Source organism: Streptomyces sp. NBC_01224, assembly GCF_036002945.1.
Classification (GTDB): Bacteria; Actinomycetota; Actinomycetes; order Streptomycetales; family Streptomycetaceae; genus Streptomyces.
On sequence record NZ_CP108529.1, the window covers coordinates 5,020,961 to 5,038,222 of the forward strand.

At 69.7% G+C, this 17,262-nt stretch carries 10 protein-coding genes and 1 tRNA gene; all 11 read left to right on the top strand.

Features of this window, described 5'->3' with window-relative positions; translation table 11 throughout:
* Positions 1 to 29 precede the first annotated feature (29 nt).
* Positions 30 to 383, top strand: a complete 354-nt coding sequence (locus tag OG609_RS22445; RefSeq protein ID WP_003967428.1) for an STAS domain-containing protein — start codon at positions 30 to 32, stop codon at positions 381 to 383.
* A 410-nt stretch (positions 384 to 793) separates the two neighbouring features.
* Complete coding sequence (locus OG609_RS22450; RefSeq protein ID WP_327274455.1) at positions 794 to 1,276, top strand: ATP-binding protein; 483 nt, start codon at positions 794 to 796, stop codon at positions 1,274 to 1,276.
* Between the two features lie 294 nt (positions 1,277 to 1,570).
* Positions 1,571 to 4,012 (top strand): sodium-translocating pyrophosphatase, encoded by a 2,442-nt coding sequence (locus OG609_RS22455; RefSeq protein ID WP_327274456.1) that lies wholly within the window; start codon positions 1,571 to 1,573, stop codon positions 4,010 to 4,012.
* A 306-nt stretch (positions 4,013 to 4,318) separates the two neighbouring features.
* A complete protein-coding gene (locus OG609_RS22460; RefSeq protein ID WP_327274457.1) occupies positions 4,319 to 4,936 on the top strand; it encodes a small secreted protein in 618 nt (205 codons plus the stop codon).
* A gap of 92 nt (positions 4,937 to 5,028) precedes the next feature.
* Entirely contained in the window at positions 5,029 to 6,543 is a 1,515-nt protein-coding gene (locus tag OG609_RS22465; RefSeq protein ID WP_327274458.1) for a class I SAM-dependent methyltransferase, read from the top strand.
* Between the two features lie 361 nt (positions 6,544 to 6,904).
* Positions 6,905 to 7,102, top strand: a complete 198-nt coding sequence (locus tag OG609_RS22470; protein WP_093893721.1) for a hypothetical protein — start codon at positions 6,905 to 6,907, stop codon at positions 7,100 to 7,102.
* Between the two features lie 330 nt (positions 7,103 to 7,432).
* Complete coding sequence (topA, locus tag OG609_RS22475) at positions 7,433 to 10,306, top strand: type I DNA topoisomerase (protein ID WP_327274459.1); 2,874 nt, start codon at positions 7,433 to 7,435, stop codon at positions 10,304 to 10,306.
* Between the two features lie 277 nt (positions 10,307 to 10,583).
* Positions 10,584 to 13,733 carry a dTMP kinase gene (tmk, locus tag OG609_RS22480; protein ID WP_327274460.1) on the top strand — a complete coding sequence of 1,050 codons (3,150 nt, stop codon included), beginning with the start codon at positions 10,584 to 10,586 and terminating at the stop codon, positions 13,731 to 13,733.
* Positions 13,734 to 13,904: 171 nt separating this feature from the next.
* A complete protein-coding gene (locus tag OG609_RS22485; RefSeq protein ID WP_327274461.1) occupies positions 13,905 to 15,110 on the top strand; it encodes a DNA polymerase III subunit delta' in 1,206 nt (401 codons plus the stop codon).
* Between the two features lie 106 nt (positions 15,111 to 15,216).
* Positions 15,217 to 16,743 carry an alpha/beta hydrolase gene (locus OG609_RS22490; RefSeq protein WP_327274462.1) on the top strand — a complete coding sequence of 509 codons (1,527 nt, stop codon included), beginning with the start codon at positions 15,217 to 15,219 and terminating at the stop codon, positions 16,741 to 16,743.
* Positions 16,744 to 16,862: 119 nt separating this feature from the next.
* Positions 16,863 to 16,936, top strand: a tRNA-Thr gene (locus tag OG609_RS22495).
* The last annotated feature ends 326 nt before the right edge of the window (positions 16,937 to 17,262 follow it).

Consider the following 17,262-nt stretch of genomic DNA (forward strand, 5'->3'; position numbering starts at 1 on the left):
CCGCTCGATAGCAAGGTGCTGGAGGATCCGTGGACCTGTCCTTGTCGACTCGCAATGTGTCCGGCCCTGGTGGCGACCGTACGGTCGTCGAGGTCGGTGGCGAGATTGATGTGTATACCGCGCCCAAGCTGCGCGAGCAGTTGGTCGAGTTGGTGAATGACGGCAGCTATCACCTGGTTGTCGACATGGAAGGCGTCGACTTCCTCGACTCCACCGGCCTCGGCGTGCTCGTGGGCGGCCTGAAGCGTGTCCGGGCCCATGAGGGCTCGTTGCGCCTGGTCTGCAACCAGGAGCGCATTCTCAAGATCTTCCGGATCACTGGTCTGACCAAGGTGTTCCCGATTCACACCACGGTCGACGAGGCAGTTGCGGCCACCGACTGACGGTCGGTCCGCGGCCGGTCCGGCGCGCGGCCGGTGCACCGGTAGCCGTGACCTGCGGGCGGCCTGACCGCCGGTTGCCTCAGTCAGGCAGTCGGCCGGTCGGGCAGTCAACGGTCGGGACCTGGGTAGCCAGTGCCCCGACTGCTGAGCAACCCGTCGGTGTCCGGCTCTACCGGTCGGCTGCTTGCCGGTCGGCTGTTCGGCATTCGGCCGCTTGGGAGTGAGCCGTCTGCCGGTTCGGGCGCCTGTCGGTCAGTCGACAGCTGTCCGTCAGTGGGCCGGCGGTCGGCGACCAGGCCGGTCGGCCGACGGCTTCGCCAGTTCCGGAAGAAGACCGGAAGAAGAGCAGGGGTGTCGGGCAGCCCGCCCGGGTCCCTGGGATGCACGCCCGTACGTCTGAGGGGGATCGCATGGCCACCGTTGAACTCCGCTTCAGCGCCCAGCCCGAACACGTCAGGACGGCCCGCCTCGTGGCAGCCGCCGTGGCGCGCCGGGCGGGGGTCGATGAAGCCGTGCTCGACGAGGTCAGACTCGCCGTCGGAGAAGCCTGCAGCCGCGCAGTCGGGCTGCACCGCAGCCATGGCATCACCGCTCCCGTCTCCGTCGTCCTGATCGAGGAGGAGAAGTCCTTCTCCATCGAGGTCGGCGACGAGGTGCCCGGGCCGGGTACCGAGCCCGCTCCCGGCGGACCCGCCGGAGCCTCCGCGACACGCGGCGCCACGCCCGGCGTGGGACTCGATGGCCCGGATTCCGAGGCCGACGCCGACGGCGAGGACGAGATGGGTCTCGCAGTCATCAGCGGCCTCGTCGATGATGTGGAAGTCAGATCGGGGGCCAACGGCGGAGTGATCCGCATGAGCTGGCCGAAGACGTCCGTGACGGTGCTTCCCTGAGGCGCCGCGGGCGTCACGGGGGGCCGGCCGTCCTGATCCCCCCGAATCCATCCCCCGGTCCATTCCTTGATCCCTCTTTTGAGGCCCTGCTGAGCAGGGCCTTTTTTCATTTCTGTGTGATCATTGATCTACAGAAAATGTGCCTGCCCCATTACTGCATTCGGGTCGAACCGCGGTCGCGATCATTTGCCGATCCGCCGTTAAGGTCAATTACATTTACCGCGCACTGTTTTGATCAGCTCCCGCTCCCTACAATCCGTCCACGTCTTGAGCGCTGAGCGTCAAGGAGGACGTATGGCGGAGTTCTTCAACACCCCACTGGCAGGACTGACGCAAGATTCCGCACTTTCCACACCTTCCGATCGACCCGCATCTCTCGCGGCCGCGGTACTCACCGATGACAACCGCGTCATCGTGATCGTCGTCGCGGTCGTCGCCATCGCCGCGCTGGTCGTTGCCCGGCTGCTGGTGCGCCAGGTGCTGGCGGCCGGCGAGGGCACCGACCGTATGAAGGAGATCGCGGCAGCCGTCCAGGAGGGCGCGAATGCCTATCTGGCCAGGCAGCTGCGTACCGTCGGCATCTTTGCCGTCGTGGTCTTCTTCCTGCTTCTGCTGCTTCCGGCCGACAACTGGTCGCAGCGCGCGGGCCGTTCGTTGTTCTTCCTGGTGGGCGCGCTTTTCTCGGCGACCACCGGATACATCGGGATGCGGCTCGCCGTACGCAGTAATGTCCGTGTGGCTGCTGCTGCGCGTGAGGCGACTCCTGCGGAAGGGGAACCTGAAAGGGATCTCACCGCTGTTTCGCACAAGGCGATGAAGATCGCTTTTCGTACCGGTGGCGTGGTCGGCATGATCACGGTGGGCCTCGGGCTGCTCGGTGCTTCCTGTGTCGTCCTCGTCTATGCCGCCGACGCGCCCAAGGTGCTGGAGGGCTTCGGTCTCGGTGCCGCGCTGATCGCCATGTTCATGAGGGTCGGAGGCGGTATCTTCACCAAGGCCGCGGACGTCGGCGCCGACCTCGTCGGCAAGGTGGAGCAGGGCATCCCGGAGGATGACCCACGCAACGCCGCCACCATTGCCGACAATGTGGGCGACAACGTCGGTGACTGCGCGGGCATGGCGGCCGACCTCTTCGAGTCGTACGCCGTGACGCTCGTCGCGGCGCTCATCCTCGGCAAGGCCGCCTTCGGCGACTCCGGACTGGCCTTCCCGCTGATCGTCCCGGCGATCGGCGTGGTCACCGCGATGATCGGGATCTTCGCGGTCGCCCCGCGGCGCGCCGACCGCAGCGGAATGACCGCCATCAACCGCGGATTCTTCATCTCCGCGGTGATCTCGCTCGTCCTGGTGGCCGTGGCGGTCTTTGTCTACCTGCCGTCCTCGTACGCGGATCTGGACGGTGTCACCGACGCCGCCATCTCCTCGCACGGCGGCGACCCGCGGGTCTTCGCCCTGGTCGCCGTCGCCATCGGCATCGTGCTGGCCGCCCTGATCCAGCAGCTGACCGGCTACTTCACCGAGACCAACCGGCGGCCCGTCAGGGACATCGGCAAGTCCTCGCTGACCGGTCCGGCCACCGTAGTACTCGCCGGTATCTCCATCGGTCTGGAGTCCGCTGTATACACGGCACTACTGATCGGTCTGGGCGTCTACGGGGCGTTCCTGCTCGGCGGTACGTCGATCATGCTGGCGCTCTTCGCGGTGGCCCTGGCGGGGACCGGGCTGCTCACCACCGTCGGTGTCATCGTTGCCATGGACACCTTCGGCCCGGTCTCCGACAACGCGCAGGGCATCGCGGAGATGTCCGGTGACGTCACGGGCGCCGGTGCTCAGGTCCTCACCGATCTGGATGCCGTCGGCAACACCACAAAGGCCATCACCAAGGGCATCGCCATCGCCACGGCCGTCCTGGCGGCGTCGGCGCTCTTCGGTTCGTACCGCGACGCGATCGCCACGGCGGTCGGCAACGTGGGGGCCAAGGCCGGGGAGATGACGCTCAGTCTGGACATCTCGCAGCCCAACAACCTGGTGGGCCTGATCCTCGGTGCCGCGGTCGTCTTCCTCTTCTCCGGGCTGGCGATCAACGCGGTGTCCCGGTCCGCCGGATCCGTGGTCTACGAGGTGCGGCGGCAGTTCCGCGAGCATCCCGGGATCATGGACTACAGCGAGAAGCCGGAGTACGGGCGCGTCGTCGACATCTGCACCAAGGACGCCCTGCGTGAGCTCGCCACGCCCGGCCTGCTCGCTGTTCTGGCGCCGATCGCCGTCGGGTTCACGCTCGGCGTCGGGGCGCTGGGTTCGTATCTCGCGGGCGCCATCGGTACCGGCACACTGATGGCGGTCTTCCTGGCCAACTCCGGTGGTGCGTGGGACAACGCCAAGAAGCTCGTCGAGGACGGTCATTACGGCGGCAAGGGCAGCGAGGCCCATGCCGCGACAGTCATCGGGGACACGGTCGGCGACCCGTTCAAGGACACGGCGGGACCGGCGATCAACCCCTTGCTCAAGGTGATGAACCTGGTCGCGCTGCTCATCGCCCCGGCGGTGGTGCAGTTCAGCTACGGGCAGGACGCGAGCGTCGGCGTACGAGCGGTGGTGGCGGTGCTCGCCGTCGCCGTCATCATCGGCGCGGTCTACGTCTCCAAACGGCGCGGGATCGCCGTGGGGGACGAGGAGGGCCCTGCTGACAGTGGCGGGGGACCCGCCAAATCGGCCGACCAGGCGGCTGTTTCATGAAACGGCGACGGGAAGAGGCCGGTGGCATGTAGTCGGCCCTGGCTCAACGACCGGGCGGGCGACGCAGTCTGATGTGTCGTCCGCCCGGTCGTGTTCTGGTGTCGGTACGGCGGTCGGTACACCCGTCCGTGTGCTTGCTCGTACAAATGTTCCAGTGTTCGGAGGGCCGTGTGGGTGAGTTGTATCTCCCTCATTTCCCTTGGTGCAAATGGCTGCAAAAGGACACTCATCGGACGTCCGGCACCCGGATGGAGGGCGCTCGACGTGTAAGTTCCGGGGCCGAGAGCCTTGGAAGGGACCGATCCGGTGAACAAGAAGCTTGCGGCCGCGCTGTCCGGCGGTGCGGTACTGGTACTTACGCTGTCGGGCTGCAGCAGCGACGACAACAGTGGCAAGGTGAACGCCTGGGCCAAGAAGGTCTGCGACCAGGTCCAGCCCCAACTGCAGAAGATCGCGAACGCCAACGCCGCCATCCAGCAGCAGACCGCCGACAACAGCAAGCCCGCCGACGTCCAGAGGACCGACTCGGCCGCCTTCCAGCAGATCTCGCAGGCGTACAAGGCACTGGGCGCGGCTGTCGATTCGGCGGGCGCGCCGCCGGTCGACGGCGGCGAGACCACGCAGAAGGAGGCCGTGAAGGAGCTCAACGCCTCCTCCGTGGCGTACGCGAACCTGCAGAAGAAGGTCGACGCCCTCAACACGAAGGACCAGGCGAAGTTCGCCGACGGTCTCAAGGGCATCGCGGACGAGCTGAACAAGATCAGTACCGGCGGTGACGAGGCGCTGAAGAAGCTCCAGTCCGGCGAGGTCGGCACCGCGATGGCGAAGCAGAAGGGCTGCCAGAAGCCGACGGCCTCGGTGCCGCCGAATACCGCTTCCTCGAAGTCGGCCTCCCCGTCCGCCTCTCCCAGCAAGAAGCCGTAACCGAACGGAAGCGGCGGTTGTACGGACGGCCCGGCGGCCACGGTGGGCGCCGGGCCGCTGCCGTTGTCAGTGGTAACGGCCACAATGGGTGAGTGAGTACGACCAGTCTCCCCGCGCCCGACCGTTCGCCCCGGCTCCGCGAAGCCCTGCTCGCCGCCGCCTTCACCGCCGACGGGCTCCTCGACCTGCTCGGTGCGCCGGCCTATGCCGCGCTCGCCCGCAGCGAGACGGTTCCGGCGCTGCGTGCCACCAGGGGGGACTCCCCGCTCGAAATACTGGTGCGGCTCTTCCTGCTCCAGCACTCCGTCCCGTACGAGCGGGCCCGCGCCGCGCTCCCACTGGCCGAGTGCATCGAGGACGGCTGGTTGACCCGGACCGGCGACGAGGTGCGGGCCACGGTCGACGTACGCCCGTACAGCGGGCCCGAGGGACAGGACTGGTACATCGTCTCCGACCTGGGCTGCGCGGTCGGCGGCGCGGGCGGCATCGGTTCGCGCGAGGAGGGCGTGGTCCTCGGAGTCGGCGGAGCGTCCACCACGCTCGCCGGGATCACCGTCCGTACGCCTGTCGCCTCCGCGCTCGATGTCGGTACGGGCTCCGGCATCCAGGCGCTGCACGCCTCGCAGCACGCCACCCGAGTCACGGCCACCGACCTCAACCCGCGTGCGCTGGACTTCACCCGGCTGACGCTCGCCCTGTCCGATGCCGCCCCGGCCGAGCTGCGCCAGGGTTCCCTGTACGAGCCGGTCGGAACCGAGACGTACGACCTGATCGTCTCCAACCCGCCATTCGTCATCTCGCCCGGCGCTCGCCTCACCTACCGCGACGGCGGCATGGGCGGCGACGATCTGTGCCGGACCCTGGTGCAGCAGTCGGGCGACCGGTTGAACGAAGGCGGATATGCCCACTTCCTCGCCAACTGGCAGCACATCGAGGGCGAGGAGTGGCAGAACCGGCTGAGTTCCTGGGTGCCTCACGGCTGCGACGCCTGGATCGTGCAGCGCGAGGTCCAGGACGTCACGCAGTACGCGGAGCTGTGGCTGCGCGACAGCGGCGACCACCGCACGGACCCGGCAGAGTACGCCGCACGGTACGACGCCTGGCTGGACGAGTTCGAGGCCCGCAAGACCAAGGGCGTCGGCTTCGGCTGGATCACCCTGCGGAAGTCCGCCGCGGCTGCCGCCGGGAACCCGTCCGTCGTGATCGAGGAGTGGCCGCATGCGGTGGAGCAGCCGCTCGGACCGGCCGTCCAGGCCCACTTCGCCCGCCAGGACTACCTCCGCGAACAGGACGACGCGGCGCTCCTGGCCGGCCATTTCGCACTCGCCGCCGAGGTCGTGCAGGAGCAGGTCGGACTGCCGGGCGCGGAGGACCCCGAGCATGTGGTGCTCCGTCAGAACCGCGGCATGCGGCGTGCGACGAAGGTCGACGCCGTCGGCGCGGGCTTTGCGGGCGTGTGCGACGGAACACTGCCCGCGGGCCGGATCCTGGACGCGATCGCCCAGTTGATGAACGAGGACCCCGTGCTGCTGCGCGATCGCACCCCGCAGGCGATCCGACTGCTGGTGGAGGAGGGCTTCCTGGAGCCGGTGCCGTCGGCGAGCTGATGGCGTTGCTCTCGTCCCAGCCCCACCCCGGCCCTGGTCCCGGGGTGGGGCGGCTGCCGACTCCGCCACCGCGGCTGTCTCCGGCACCGGGTTCCGTTCCGGTCCGGGTGCGTGCTGCCGTGTGTAATGAACGGGCTCGCCACCAGCGCCTTCATGCTCACCGCCGGCGGTCCGCCGCGGGGCTGTGGATTCCGGTTGGCTTGCGGACCGGTGTTGCCCCGGGGCTTCGGCCTCGCGCTTCCGGGATGTGTGAATCCGGCCATTCACCGGGGGTTCGCGTGCACGACGCCCTGGGGTGGCAGCCTCCCCCTGACCGGATGGCACGGGCCCCGGCCGACCAGGGACAGGGAGGCGTACGGACATGGAGAGCGGACCTGCGGTCTTCGCCGGAACAGCATTCGCGCTGTTCGGCGCCGCGCTGCTGCTGTGGACGGGGGCGCGCGTGCTGCACCGCGCGCCGGTGGCGCACGGTGTGAGCCCCGTCGCCTCCGCAGCTCTCGCCACTGTGTTCGGCGTACTTTTTCTCGTCCTCGGTGTGTGGTGCTTCACCCGCATCTGATCCACTCCCCGCCGGACCGGGCCGGAAACCGCAGGTCACGGCGGCCAGTGGCAGGGAACACGCCCGGCCCGTCCGCCACTCACCGCCGGTGCCGGCAGCGCCGCCACAGCAACCAGAAACCCGCAGGCAGCGGCCGTGTGCGCGGCGAACCGGGCAGTCCGGGCGGCAGGAATGGCGGAAGTCGGGTTACCGTTCGAGTGGCCGTTGCGGGCTTTTGCCGTTTGACACGGGGGCGGGTTGTACCGTCACACTCCGCAGCGACAGCACCGTCGGCAGCGTCATCGCGCTGCCCGGATGCCCACTGAGTGTCGACCGGAGAGAAGAGCGAAGTTGTCCCCGACCAGCGAGACCGCACAGGGCGGCCGCCGACTCGTCATCGTCGAGTCGCCTGCCAAGGCGAAGACGATCAAGGGCTACCTCGGCCCCGGATACGTCGTCGAGGCGAGCGTCGGGCACATCCGCGACCTGCCGAACGGCGCCGCCGAGGTCCCGGACGAGTACACCGGCGAGGTCCGTCGGCTCGGCGTAGACGTCGAGCATGACTTCCAGCCCGTCTACGTCGTCAACGCGGACAAGAAGGCGCAGGTCAGGAAGCTCAAGCAGCTACTGGCCGAGTCCGACGAACTCTTCCTCGCCACCGATGAGGACCGCGAGGGCGAAGCCATCGCGTGGCACCTGCAGGAAGTTCTGAAGCCCAAGGTCCCGGTCCACCGGATGGTCTTCCACGAGATCACCAAGGACGCGATCCGGGAGGCCGTCGCCAACCCGCGCGAGCTCAATCAGCGCATGGTCGATGCCCAGGAGACCCGCCGAATCCTCGACCGTCTCTACGGCTACGAGGTCTCGCCGGTCCTGTGGAAGAAGGTCATGCCGCGCCTGTCGGCCGGCCGCGTCCAGTCCGTGGCGACCCGACTCGTCGTCGAGCGGGAGCGCGAGCGCATCGCCTTCCGTTCCGCCGAGTACTGGGACCTGACCGGCACCTTCGCCACCGGCCGCACCGGTGACGCCTCCGACCCGTCGACCCTCGTCGCCCGCCTCAGCGCGGTCGACGGCCGCCGCATCGCCCAGGGCCGTGACTTCGGTCCGGACGGGCGGCTGAAGTCCGGCTCCGGTCAGGTGCTGCACCTGGACGAGACGAACGCCCGCGCCCTGGCCGCCGCGCTCGCCGACGCCACGTTCGCCGTACGGTCCGTCGAGTCGAAGCCGTACCGTCGCTCCCCATACGCCCCGTTCCGCACGACGACCCTCCAGCAGGAGGCGAGCCGGAAGCTGGGCTTCGGGGCCAAGGCCACCATGCAGGTCGCGCAGAAGCTGTACGAGAACGGCTTCATCACCTACATGCGTACCGACTCCACGACCCTCTCCGACACCGCGATCTCCGCGGCAAGGGCGCAGGTCACGCAGTTGTACGGTGCCGACTACCTGCCGGAGAAGCCGCGTACGTACGCCGGGAAGGTCAAGAACGCGCAGGAGGCGCACGAGGCGATCCGCCCCTCCGGCGACCGCTTCCGCACCCCTGCCGAGACCGGCCTCACCGGCGACCAGTTCCGGCTCTACGAGCTGATCTGGAAGCGAACCGTCGCCTCCCAGATGAAGGACGCGGTCGGTAACTCCGTCACCGTCAAGATCGGTGGCCGGGCGAGCGACGGCCGGGACGCCGAGTTCTCCGCGTCCGGCAAGACGATCACCTTCCACGGCTTCATGAAGGCGTACGTCGAAGGCGCCGACGACCCGAACGCCGAGCTCGACGACCGTGAGCGGCGCCTCCCGCAGGTCACCGAGGGCGATGCGCTGTCCGCCGAGGAGATCTCGGTCGACGGCCACGCCACCAAGCCGCCGGCCCGCTACACCGAGGCCTCGCTGGTCAAGGAGCTCGAAGAGCGCGAGATCGGCCGCCCGTCGACGTATGCCTCGATCATCGGCACCATCCTCGACCGCGGCTATGTCTTCAAGAAGGGCACCGCGCTCGTCCCGTCCTTCCTCTCCTTCGCCGTGGTCAACCTGCTGGAGAAGCACTTCGGCCGGCTCGTCGACTACGACTTCACCGCGAAGATGGAGGACGATCTCGACCGCATCGCGCGCGGCGAGGCCCAGTCCGTGCCGTGGCTGAAGCGCTTCTACTTCGGTGCGGGCGCCGGCGACACGGCTGGCGCGGGAGCGGCATCCGACGCGGGCAACGGCGACGGCGACCACCTGGGCGGTCTGAAGGAGCTCGTCACCGACCTCGGCGCGATCGACGCGCGTGAGATCTCCTCCTTCCCCGTCGGCAACGACATCAAGCTCCGGGTCGGCCGGTACGGCCCGTACATCGAGCGCGGCGAGAAGGACTCCGAGGGTCACCAGCGCGCGGACGTGCCGGAGGACCTGGCGCCCGACGAACTGTCCGTCGAGTACGCGGAGGAGCTGCTGGCCAAGCCGAGCGGCGACTTCGAGCTCGGTGCGGACCCGGTCACCGGGCACCAGATCATCGCCAAGGACGGGCGTTACGGCCCGTACGTCACCGAGGTACTGCCCGAGGGCACCCCGAAGACCGGCAAGAACGCGGTCAAGCCGCGGACGGCCTCGCTCTTCAAGTCCATGTCGCCGGACACGGTGACGCTGGCCGACGCGCTCAGGCTGATGTCGCTGCCGCGTGTCGTGGGCGAGGACTCCGACGGCGTCGAGATCACCGCGCAGAACGGCCGCTACGGCCCGTACCTGAAGAAGGGCACGGACTCGCGGTCGCTGACCTCCGAGGAACAGCTCTTCGACATCACCCTCGAAGAGGCCCTCGCGATCTACGCCCAGCCCAAGCAGCGCGGCCGCGCCGCCGCCAAGCCGCCGCTGAAGGAACTGGGCACCGACCCGGTGAGCGGGGCTCCGGTCGTGGTCAAGGACGGGCGCTTCGGTGCGTACGTCACCGACGGCGAGACCAACGCGACGCTGCGGACCGACGACAGCGTCGAGACCATCACGCCGGAGCGCGGCTACGAGCTGCTCGCCGAGAAGCGCGCCAAGGGGCCCGCCAAGAAGAAGACGGCCAAGAAGGCCCCGGCCAAGAAGGCGACCGCGAAGAAGGCGACCGCGAAGAAGACGGTGGCCAAGAAGACGACCGCGGCAGCCAAGAAGACCGCGGCGAAGAAGACGACGACCGCGAAGAAGACAACTACGGCGAAGAAGGCGACTGCGGCGAAGAGGACGACTGCGGCGTCTGTGGAGGACTGACCGTACGACCGATCGCCGGAGGGGCTGGGTTTTCCAGCCCCTCCGGCGTTTGCGTACCGGGGTCGGGTGGGCGAGGCTGGGGCGCCTGCGGCGGGGCCGGTCCCCTGACCGCGCTTTCCCGGAACCGGCGCTCTGCCCCGGACCCCACTCCTCAAGCGCCGGAGGGGCTGGGAATGCCCCTCCATCGCCGGGGTGCTGGAGACGCCCGCACCCCCGGGACGCCCATATGTTCGGGCGGGGCCTCCGGGGACCCCGCCGCTCCGGATAGGCTGGGCGGATGACGCGAGCCGAGCAGCCAACGGTCGTGAGCCCCACCTCCGACACACTTGCCGCAGACTCACGCGAGCGCGCCGTACGAGCCCTGTTGCGTGTTCCCCCGCTGAAGCGGTTGTGGAGCGCCCAGCTCGTCGGCAGTATCGGCGATGCACTCGCCCTTCTCGTGCTGGTGCTGATGTCGCTGCAAGCGGCGGTCCTTGAGGGCTCATTCGGAGCCGGGTACCGAGGGGCGGCGTTTGCCGTCGCCGCGGTGTTCGGTGCCCGGATCCTTGCCACCCTGCTCTTCGGAGCCGTACTCCTGGGGCCGCTGACGACGCTCACCGCGCCAGGAGGACCGCTGGACCGGCGGTGGCTGATGATCGGGACGGACGGGCTGCGGCTCGCGCTGCTGGTCGTCGCACCGCTGTGGATCGACTGGATGCCGGACAAGGCGCTCATGATGATCCTCATCACCGTCTTCGTCATCGGCGCAGCCGAACGCCTGTGGACGGTTGCCAAGGACGGTGCCGCCCCCGCGCTGCTGCCCGCCCCGCCCCCCGAAGGCGCCGCTGTACGTCCGCTGCCCGACCACCTCGACGCACTGCGCCGGCTCTCCATCCGTACCGACTTCGCCGCCATTCCGGCCGCCGCGGCCGTCCTGCTGATCGCCACGCTCATCGGCAACCTGCTGGGCTCGGGCCTGGAGTGGTTCTCGGTCCACCAGGCGGCCCTCGGCTCGTACGTCGCGGCCGGGCTCTTCTCGGCCTCGATCTCCACCCTGTACTTCCTGGAACTGCCCGGTTCGCAGACGCCCCGCCCGCGCTCGCCGCTGGAGGGCCTGCGCCGGCCGTCGACCGGCAGCGGACCCGACAAGGGCCGCACCGGATCCGTGCCGCTGATCGTCGGCGTCTCTGCCGCAGTCGCCGGAGCCATTGCCGCCGCTGCCGCCGTCGCCGTACTGCACGCCGCCGACCTGGGCGGCGGCCCCGCCACCTTCGCCCTGCTGATCCTCGGTCTGACCGGAGCCACGGGTGTCGGCATCCGAACCGCGGGGAAGGTGCTGCCCGCGCTGTCGCGGCGCCGGCTGCTCGCGCTGGCCACCGCCGTCACGGGCATCGCACTCCTTGCCATGGGACTCGTGCCGGACACGGCGACCGTGCTGATGATCGCGGTGCTCGCCGGATACGCGGCGGGTGTCGCGGCCGGCACCGGTCATGTCCTGGTCGACCAGGAGACCGAGGAGTTCCGCCGGGCCAGGACCACCGAACACCTCCAGGCCGTCGTACGGGTCCTCATCGCGCTCGGCGCGCTCGCGGGCCCGCTGCTGGCCGCCGCGATCGGCGAGCACCGGCTGACCTCCGGGAACTTCGTCTTCGCCCACGGCGGAGCGGCCTTCGCGCTGATGCTGATCGGCGCACTGCTGCTGCCCGTCTCCGTGATCGTCCTCGCCAAGACGGACGACCGCTCCGGAGTGCCGCTGCGCCGTGATCTGCGCGAGGCACTGCGCGGCGGCGACCCGGCCGTCGCCCCCGCCGCGACCGGTTTCTTCCTCGTCCTGGAGGGCGGCGACGGCGCCGGCAAGTCCACCCAGGTCGAGGCGCTCACCGAGTGGATCCGCGCCAAGGGCCACGAGGTCGTCGTCACCCGCGAGCCGGGCGCGACGCCGGTCGGCAAGCGGCTGCGCTCGATCCTGCTCGATGTGTCGTCGGCCGGGCTCTCCAACCGGGCCGAGGCACTGCTGTACGCCGCCGACCGCGCCGAGCACGTCGACTCGGTCGTCCGTCCGGCGCTGGAGCGGGGCGCGATCGTCATCTCCGACCGCTACATCGACTCGTCCGTTGCCTACCAGGGCGCGGGCCGTGACCTCTCCCCGACCGAGATCGCCCGGATCTCGCGCTGGGCGACGAGTGGACTCGTACCGCATCTGACGGTGTTGCTGGACGTCGACCCGGAGACCGCGCGGGAACGGTTCACCGAGGCGCCCGACCGGCTGGAGTCCGAGCCGCCAGAGTTCCACGCCCGGGTGCGGTCCGGCTTCCTGACGCTGGCCGCGGCCGACCCGACCCGCTACCTGGTGGTGGACGCGGGCCAGGATCCGGAATCGATCACCACGGTCGTACGCCACCGGCTCGACCAGCTTCTCCCGCTCTCCGAGGCCGAGATCAAGGCCCAGGAGGAGGCGCGCAAGGCCGCCGAGGAAGAGGCCAGGCGCAAGGCCGAGGAAGAGGCGGCCCGCAAGGCCGAGGAGGAGCGGCTGGAGCGCGAGCGGCAGGAACAGCTCGCCAAGCTCCGTGCCGAGGAGGAGGAGCGCAAGCGCCGCGAACTGGAGGAGGCACGCCAGCGCGAGGCCGAACGCCAGGCGGAGGAGGCTCGGCAGCGGGCCGAGGAAGCCCGGCGTCTGGCCGAGGAGGAGAGGACCAGGCTGGCGGCCGAGGAAGCGGCCCGCGAGGCCGAGCAGGCCCGGCTGCGCAGGCAGGCCGAGGAGGAGGCCCGGCTGCGCAAGGAGGCCGAGGCGCGGCGGCTGGAGAAGCAGCGCAAGGCCGAAGAGGCGTTGCTGCGGGCCGAGGAAGCCCGTCGGCAGGCCGAGGCCGAGGCGGCTGCGGCGGCGTCCGTGCCGGACAGCGAGATCACGGTGTCGACACCGATCGTCAACCCGAACGATGTGACGCAGCCGGTGCCTTCGCCGGTCACCCCGCCCTCGCCCTCCGACGAGGCCGAGACGGCAATGATTCCGAAGATCCATGACCGGTCCGAGCGCCCTGGCGCGGCGGGTGCCGCGGATGAGACGGCGGTTCTTCCTCCGGTACGGGACGTACGCGACGCCCGGGCTGCTCGTGACGCCCGGGACGTGAATCCGGCAGACCGGGTTCCGCGGGGCATCTTCCGTGACGAGCGCCCGGCGGACTCCGCCCGGGAGAGCGAGAACGAGCGCACGCGCGAGCTTCCGCAGATCAGCGACCCGCATGCGGTCGCCCCGCAGCCGGCTCAGGACCACTGGGACGGTCAGGAACGTCAGGAACACCAGGAGCGCCGGGGCCGGCGCCCTCGTCCCGACTGGGCCGAGGAGACACCGCTGGACGATCTTCCGACGCTGGCGGACGAGCTGCTGGGCGACCGCAGCGACGACGAGGACTCAGGCCCCTCGGGCCGGGGACGGCGCCCGCGCCGCTGATCCGCGGAGGCTGCCGGGCGGGTCTGCCCGGCAGCCGGACTGCGGTGCTGCCGGGATTGTCAGACCCGTCCCCCACAATGGGAGTCGGATCGACAAGCAGTGACATCACAGCTGCGCGGCCGCATCGCAGGAGAGCCGCGCAGCCGCACACCACCGGAAGGGCGGTGACCCATGACCGTATGGGACGACCTGGTCGGTCAGGACCGGGTGCAGGAGCAGCTCGGCGCCGCCGCCCGGGACGCCGATGCGCTGGTCACCGCCCACTCCGCGGGGGAGTCGGTGCCTCCGGGGTCGAAGATGACCCACGCCTGGCTGTTCACAGGCCCGCCGGGATCCGGCCGTTCCACCGCCGCCCGGGCCTTCGCCGCCGCCCTCCAGTGCACCAGCCCCGACCGCGCCCTGGGTGGCGCACCGGGCTGCGGCTTCTGCGACGGCTGTCACACCAGCCTCATCGGTACGCACGCCGACGTAGAGGTGGTCCGTACCGATCTGCTCTCCATCGGTGTGAAGGAGACCCGCGAGCTGGTCCGCCGCGCCCAGCTCTCCCCGGCCGTCGGCCGCTGGCAGGTCATCGTTCTGGAGGATGCCGACCGGCTCACCGAAGGCGCGGGGAACGTCCTGCTGAAGGCCGTCGAGGAGCCCGCGCCGCGCACGGTGTGGCTGCTCTGCGCACCCTCCCTCGAAGACGTGCTGCCCACCATCCGTTCCCGCTGCCGTCACCTCACGCTGCGCACGCCCCCGGTCGACGCTGTCGCCGACGTCCTGATCCGGCGCGACGGCATCGATCCGGAGCGGGCCGCGTCCGCCGCCCGTGCCACCCAGGGCCACATCGACAGGGCCCGCCGCCTCGCCACCGACGAGAGGGCCCGCTCCCGTCGCGCCGCCGTGCTCAAGCTCCCGCTGCGCGTCGAGGACATCGGAGGCTGCCTCAAGGCCGCCCAGGAGCTGATCGACACCGCCACCGATGACGCCAAACAGGTCTCGGAGGAGGTCGACGCCAAGGAGACGGAAGAGATGAAGGCCGCGCTCGGCGCTGCCGCCGGGGGGCGGATGCCGCGCGGCACGGCGGGGGTGATGAAGGAGCTGGAGGACAGACAGAAGCGCCGCAAGACCCGTACCCAGCGCGACAGCCTCGATCTCGCCCTCACCGATCTGACCGGCTTCTACCGCGACGTACTGGCCATCCAGCTGGGCTCGCGGATCGCCATCGCCAATGCGGACGCACAGGACGCCCTCGACCGCATCGCCCGCTCCTCCACGCCCGAGCGCACCCTGCGCCGGATAGAGGCAGTGATCGCCTGCCGCCGGGCGCTGGACCGCAATGTGGCGCCGCTGCTCGCGGTGGAGGCGATGACGATGGCGCTGCGCGCGGGCTGAGGCCACTCATCACTCATTGCCGCTGCTCATCGCCGCTTATCACCGCGTTTTCACCCGTACGAGCAGACAAGCGGGCGAACCATCACGCGGCGACTACGCTCCGGGGATGGACACCAGGCGCCCGCTCCGCATCCTTGGCACCGCGCTCGGCACTGCCGGCCTCCTCATCTCCGGCTGCAGCAGTGGCAGTTCGACGAGCGCCTCGCCGTCCGCTGCATCCGTCCCCGCCGCGCTCACGCCGTATTACGCACAACAGCTGAACTGGCGGGACTGTGGCGTCGAGGGGTTCCAGTGCACGACGATGAAGGCGCCCCTGGACTACGCGAAGCCGGACGGCGGCGACATCGCGCTGGCCGTCTCCCGCGCGAAGGCCACCGGACCGGGCAAGCGGATCGGCTCCCTCCTGGTGAATCCGGGCGGCCCCGGCGGTTCGGCCGTCGGCTACCTCCAGAGTTACGCGGCCATCGGCTATCCCGCCCAGGTCCGGGCCCGTTACGACATGGTCGCCATCGACCCGCGCGGAGTGGCCCGCAGCGAGCCCGTCGAATGCCTCACCGGTTCGCAGATGGATGCCTACACCCAGGTCGATCAGACCCCGGACGACGCCACCGAGGTCAGCAGGCTGAGCGACGCCTACAAGGAGTTCGCAAGCGGCTGCGAGCGGCGCTCGGGCGAGATTCTCCCGCATGTCTCCACCGTCGAGACGGCCCGCGACATGGACATGTTGCGGTCCCTGCTCGGTGACGAGAAGCTGCACTACGTCGGGGCGTCGTACGGCACCTATCTCGGCGCGACGTACGCCGGGCTCTTCCCCGCCCGGGTCGGCCGCCTGGTCCTGGACGGAGCGATGGACCCGTCGCTCCCCGCAGTCGACGCGAACCGCGACCAGACCGAGGGCTTCGAGACCGCGTTCCAGTCCTTCGCCGCCGACTGCGTGAAGAAGACGGACTGCCCACTCGGCACCACCTCCGCAGCCGACGCGGCCACCCGCCTGAAGCAGCTCTTCGCCGGCCTCGACGCCAGGCCGATCCCCACCGGCGCCTCCCGCGAGCTCACCGAATCCCTCGCCACCACGGGAGTCATCGCCGCCATGTACGACGAGTCGGCCTGGCCCCAGCTCCGCGAGGCCCTCACCGGTGCCGAGAAGGGCGACGGCTCCGGCCTGCTCTCCCTGTCGGACAGCTACTACGAACGCGAACCGAACGGCACTTACGCGAACCTGATGTTCGCCAATGCCGCCGTGAACTGCCTGGATCTGCCGCCCGCCTTCGCCGACGCCAATGCCGCAGCCCAGGCACTCACCGTCTTCGAGAAGGCATCCCCGGTCTTCGGCAGGACCTTCACCTGGGCCGCCCTGAACTGCGCCCACTGGCCGGTCCGGCCCACCGGCACCCCCCACCGCATCGAGGCGAAGGGCGCCGACCCGATCCTCGTGGTCGGCACCACCCGCGACCCGGCCACTCCGTACAAGTGGGCCGAGTCCCTGGCCGACCAGCTCTCCTCCGGCACCCTCCTCACCTACCGCGGCGACGGCCACACGGCGTACGGCCGCGGCAGCGACTGCATCGACACGGCGATCAACACCTACCTCCTGGACGGCACTCCGCCGACCGAGGGCAAGATGTGCTCCTGATCGCATCCAGACTGCCGCTGACCTGCGAAAACGGGCCAAAGCCGGGCTGGTACGGAGCACCCCCGGAAACTGTGTAGACTTGGCGACGCTGCTGATCGCACCATGGTGCGACAGGGTGTGCCGCCTTAGCTCAGTTGGCCAGAGCAACGCACTCGTAATGCGTAGGTCTCGGGTTCGAATCCCGAAGGCGGCTCGGATTAACCCCAGGACTCACTCGCCGTGACCTGGGGTTTTTCTTATGCGCTTGTTCGACTGCTGCCGCGCGGGTCCTCCGGTTGACATGCGGCGACCTGGTGGGAGGGTGGAAGAGGCGTCAAGCCCTGCCCGAGACCGATATGTCCGGGGCGGTCGGACGGCCACCGGGAGCAGCGGCTCGCGGCTTTTGCGGATCCAGTGATCCAGTGATCCAACGATCCAGTGACCGGAGTTCCGTCGGATCCGCAGTTCCGTCGGATCCGCACTCCGGGGATCCGACGGCGGTGCATGCCTTCCTTCATCCTTGCGTGGCCGGTTTTCCGC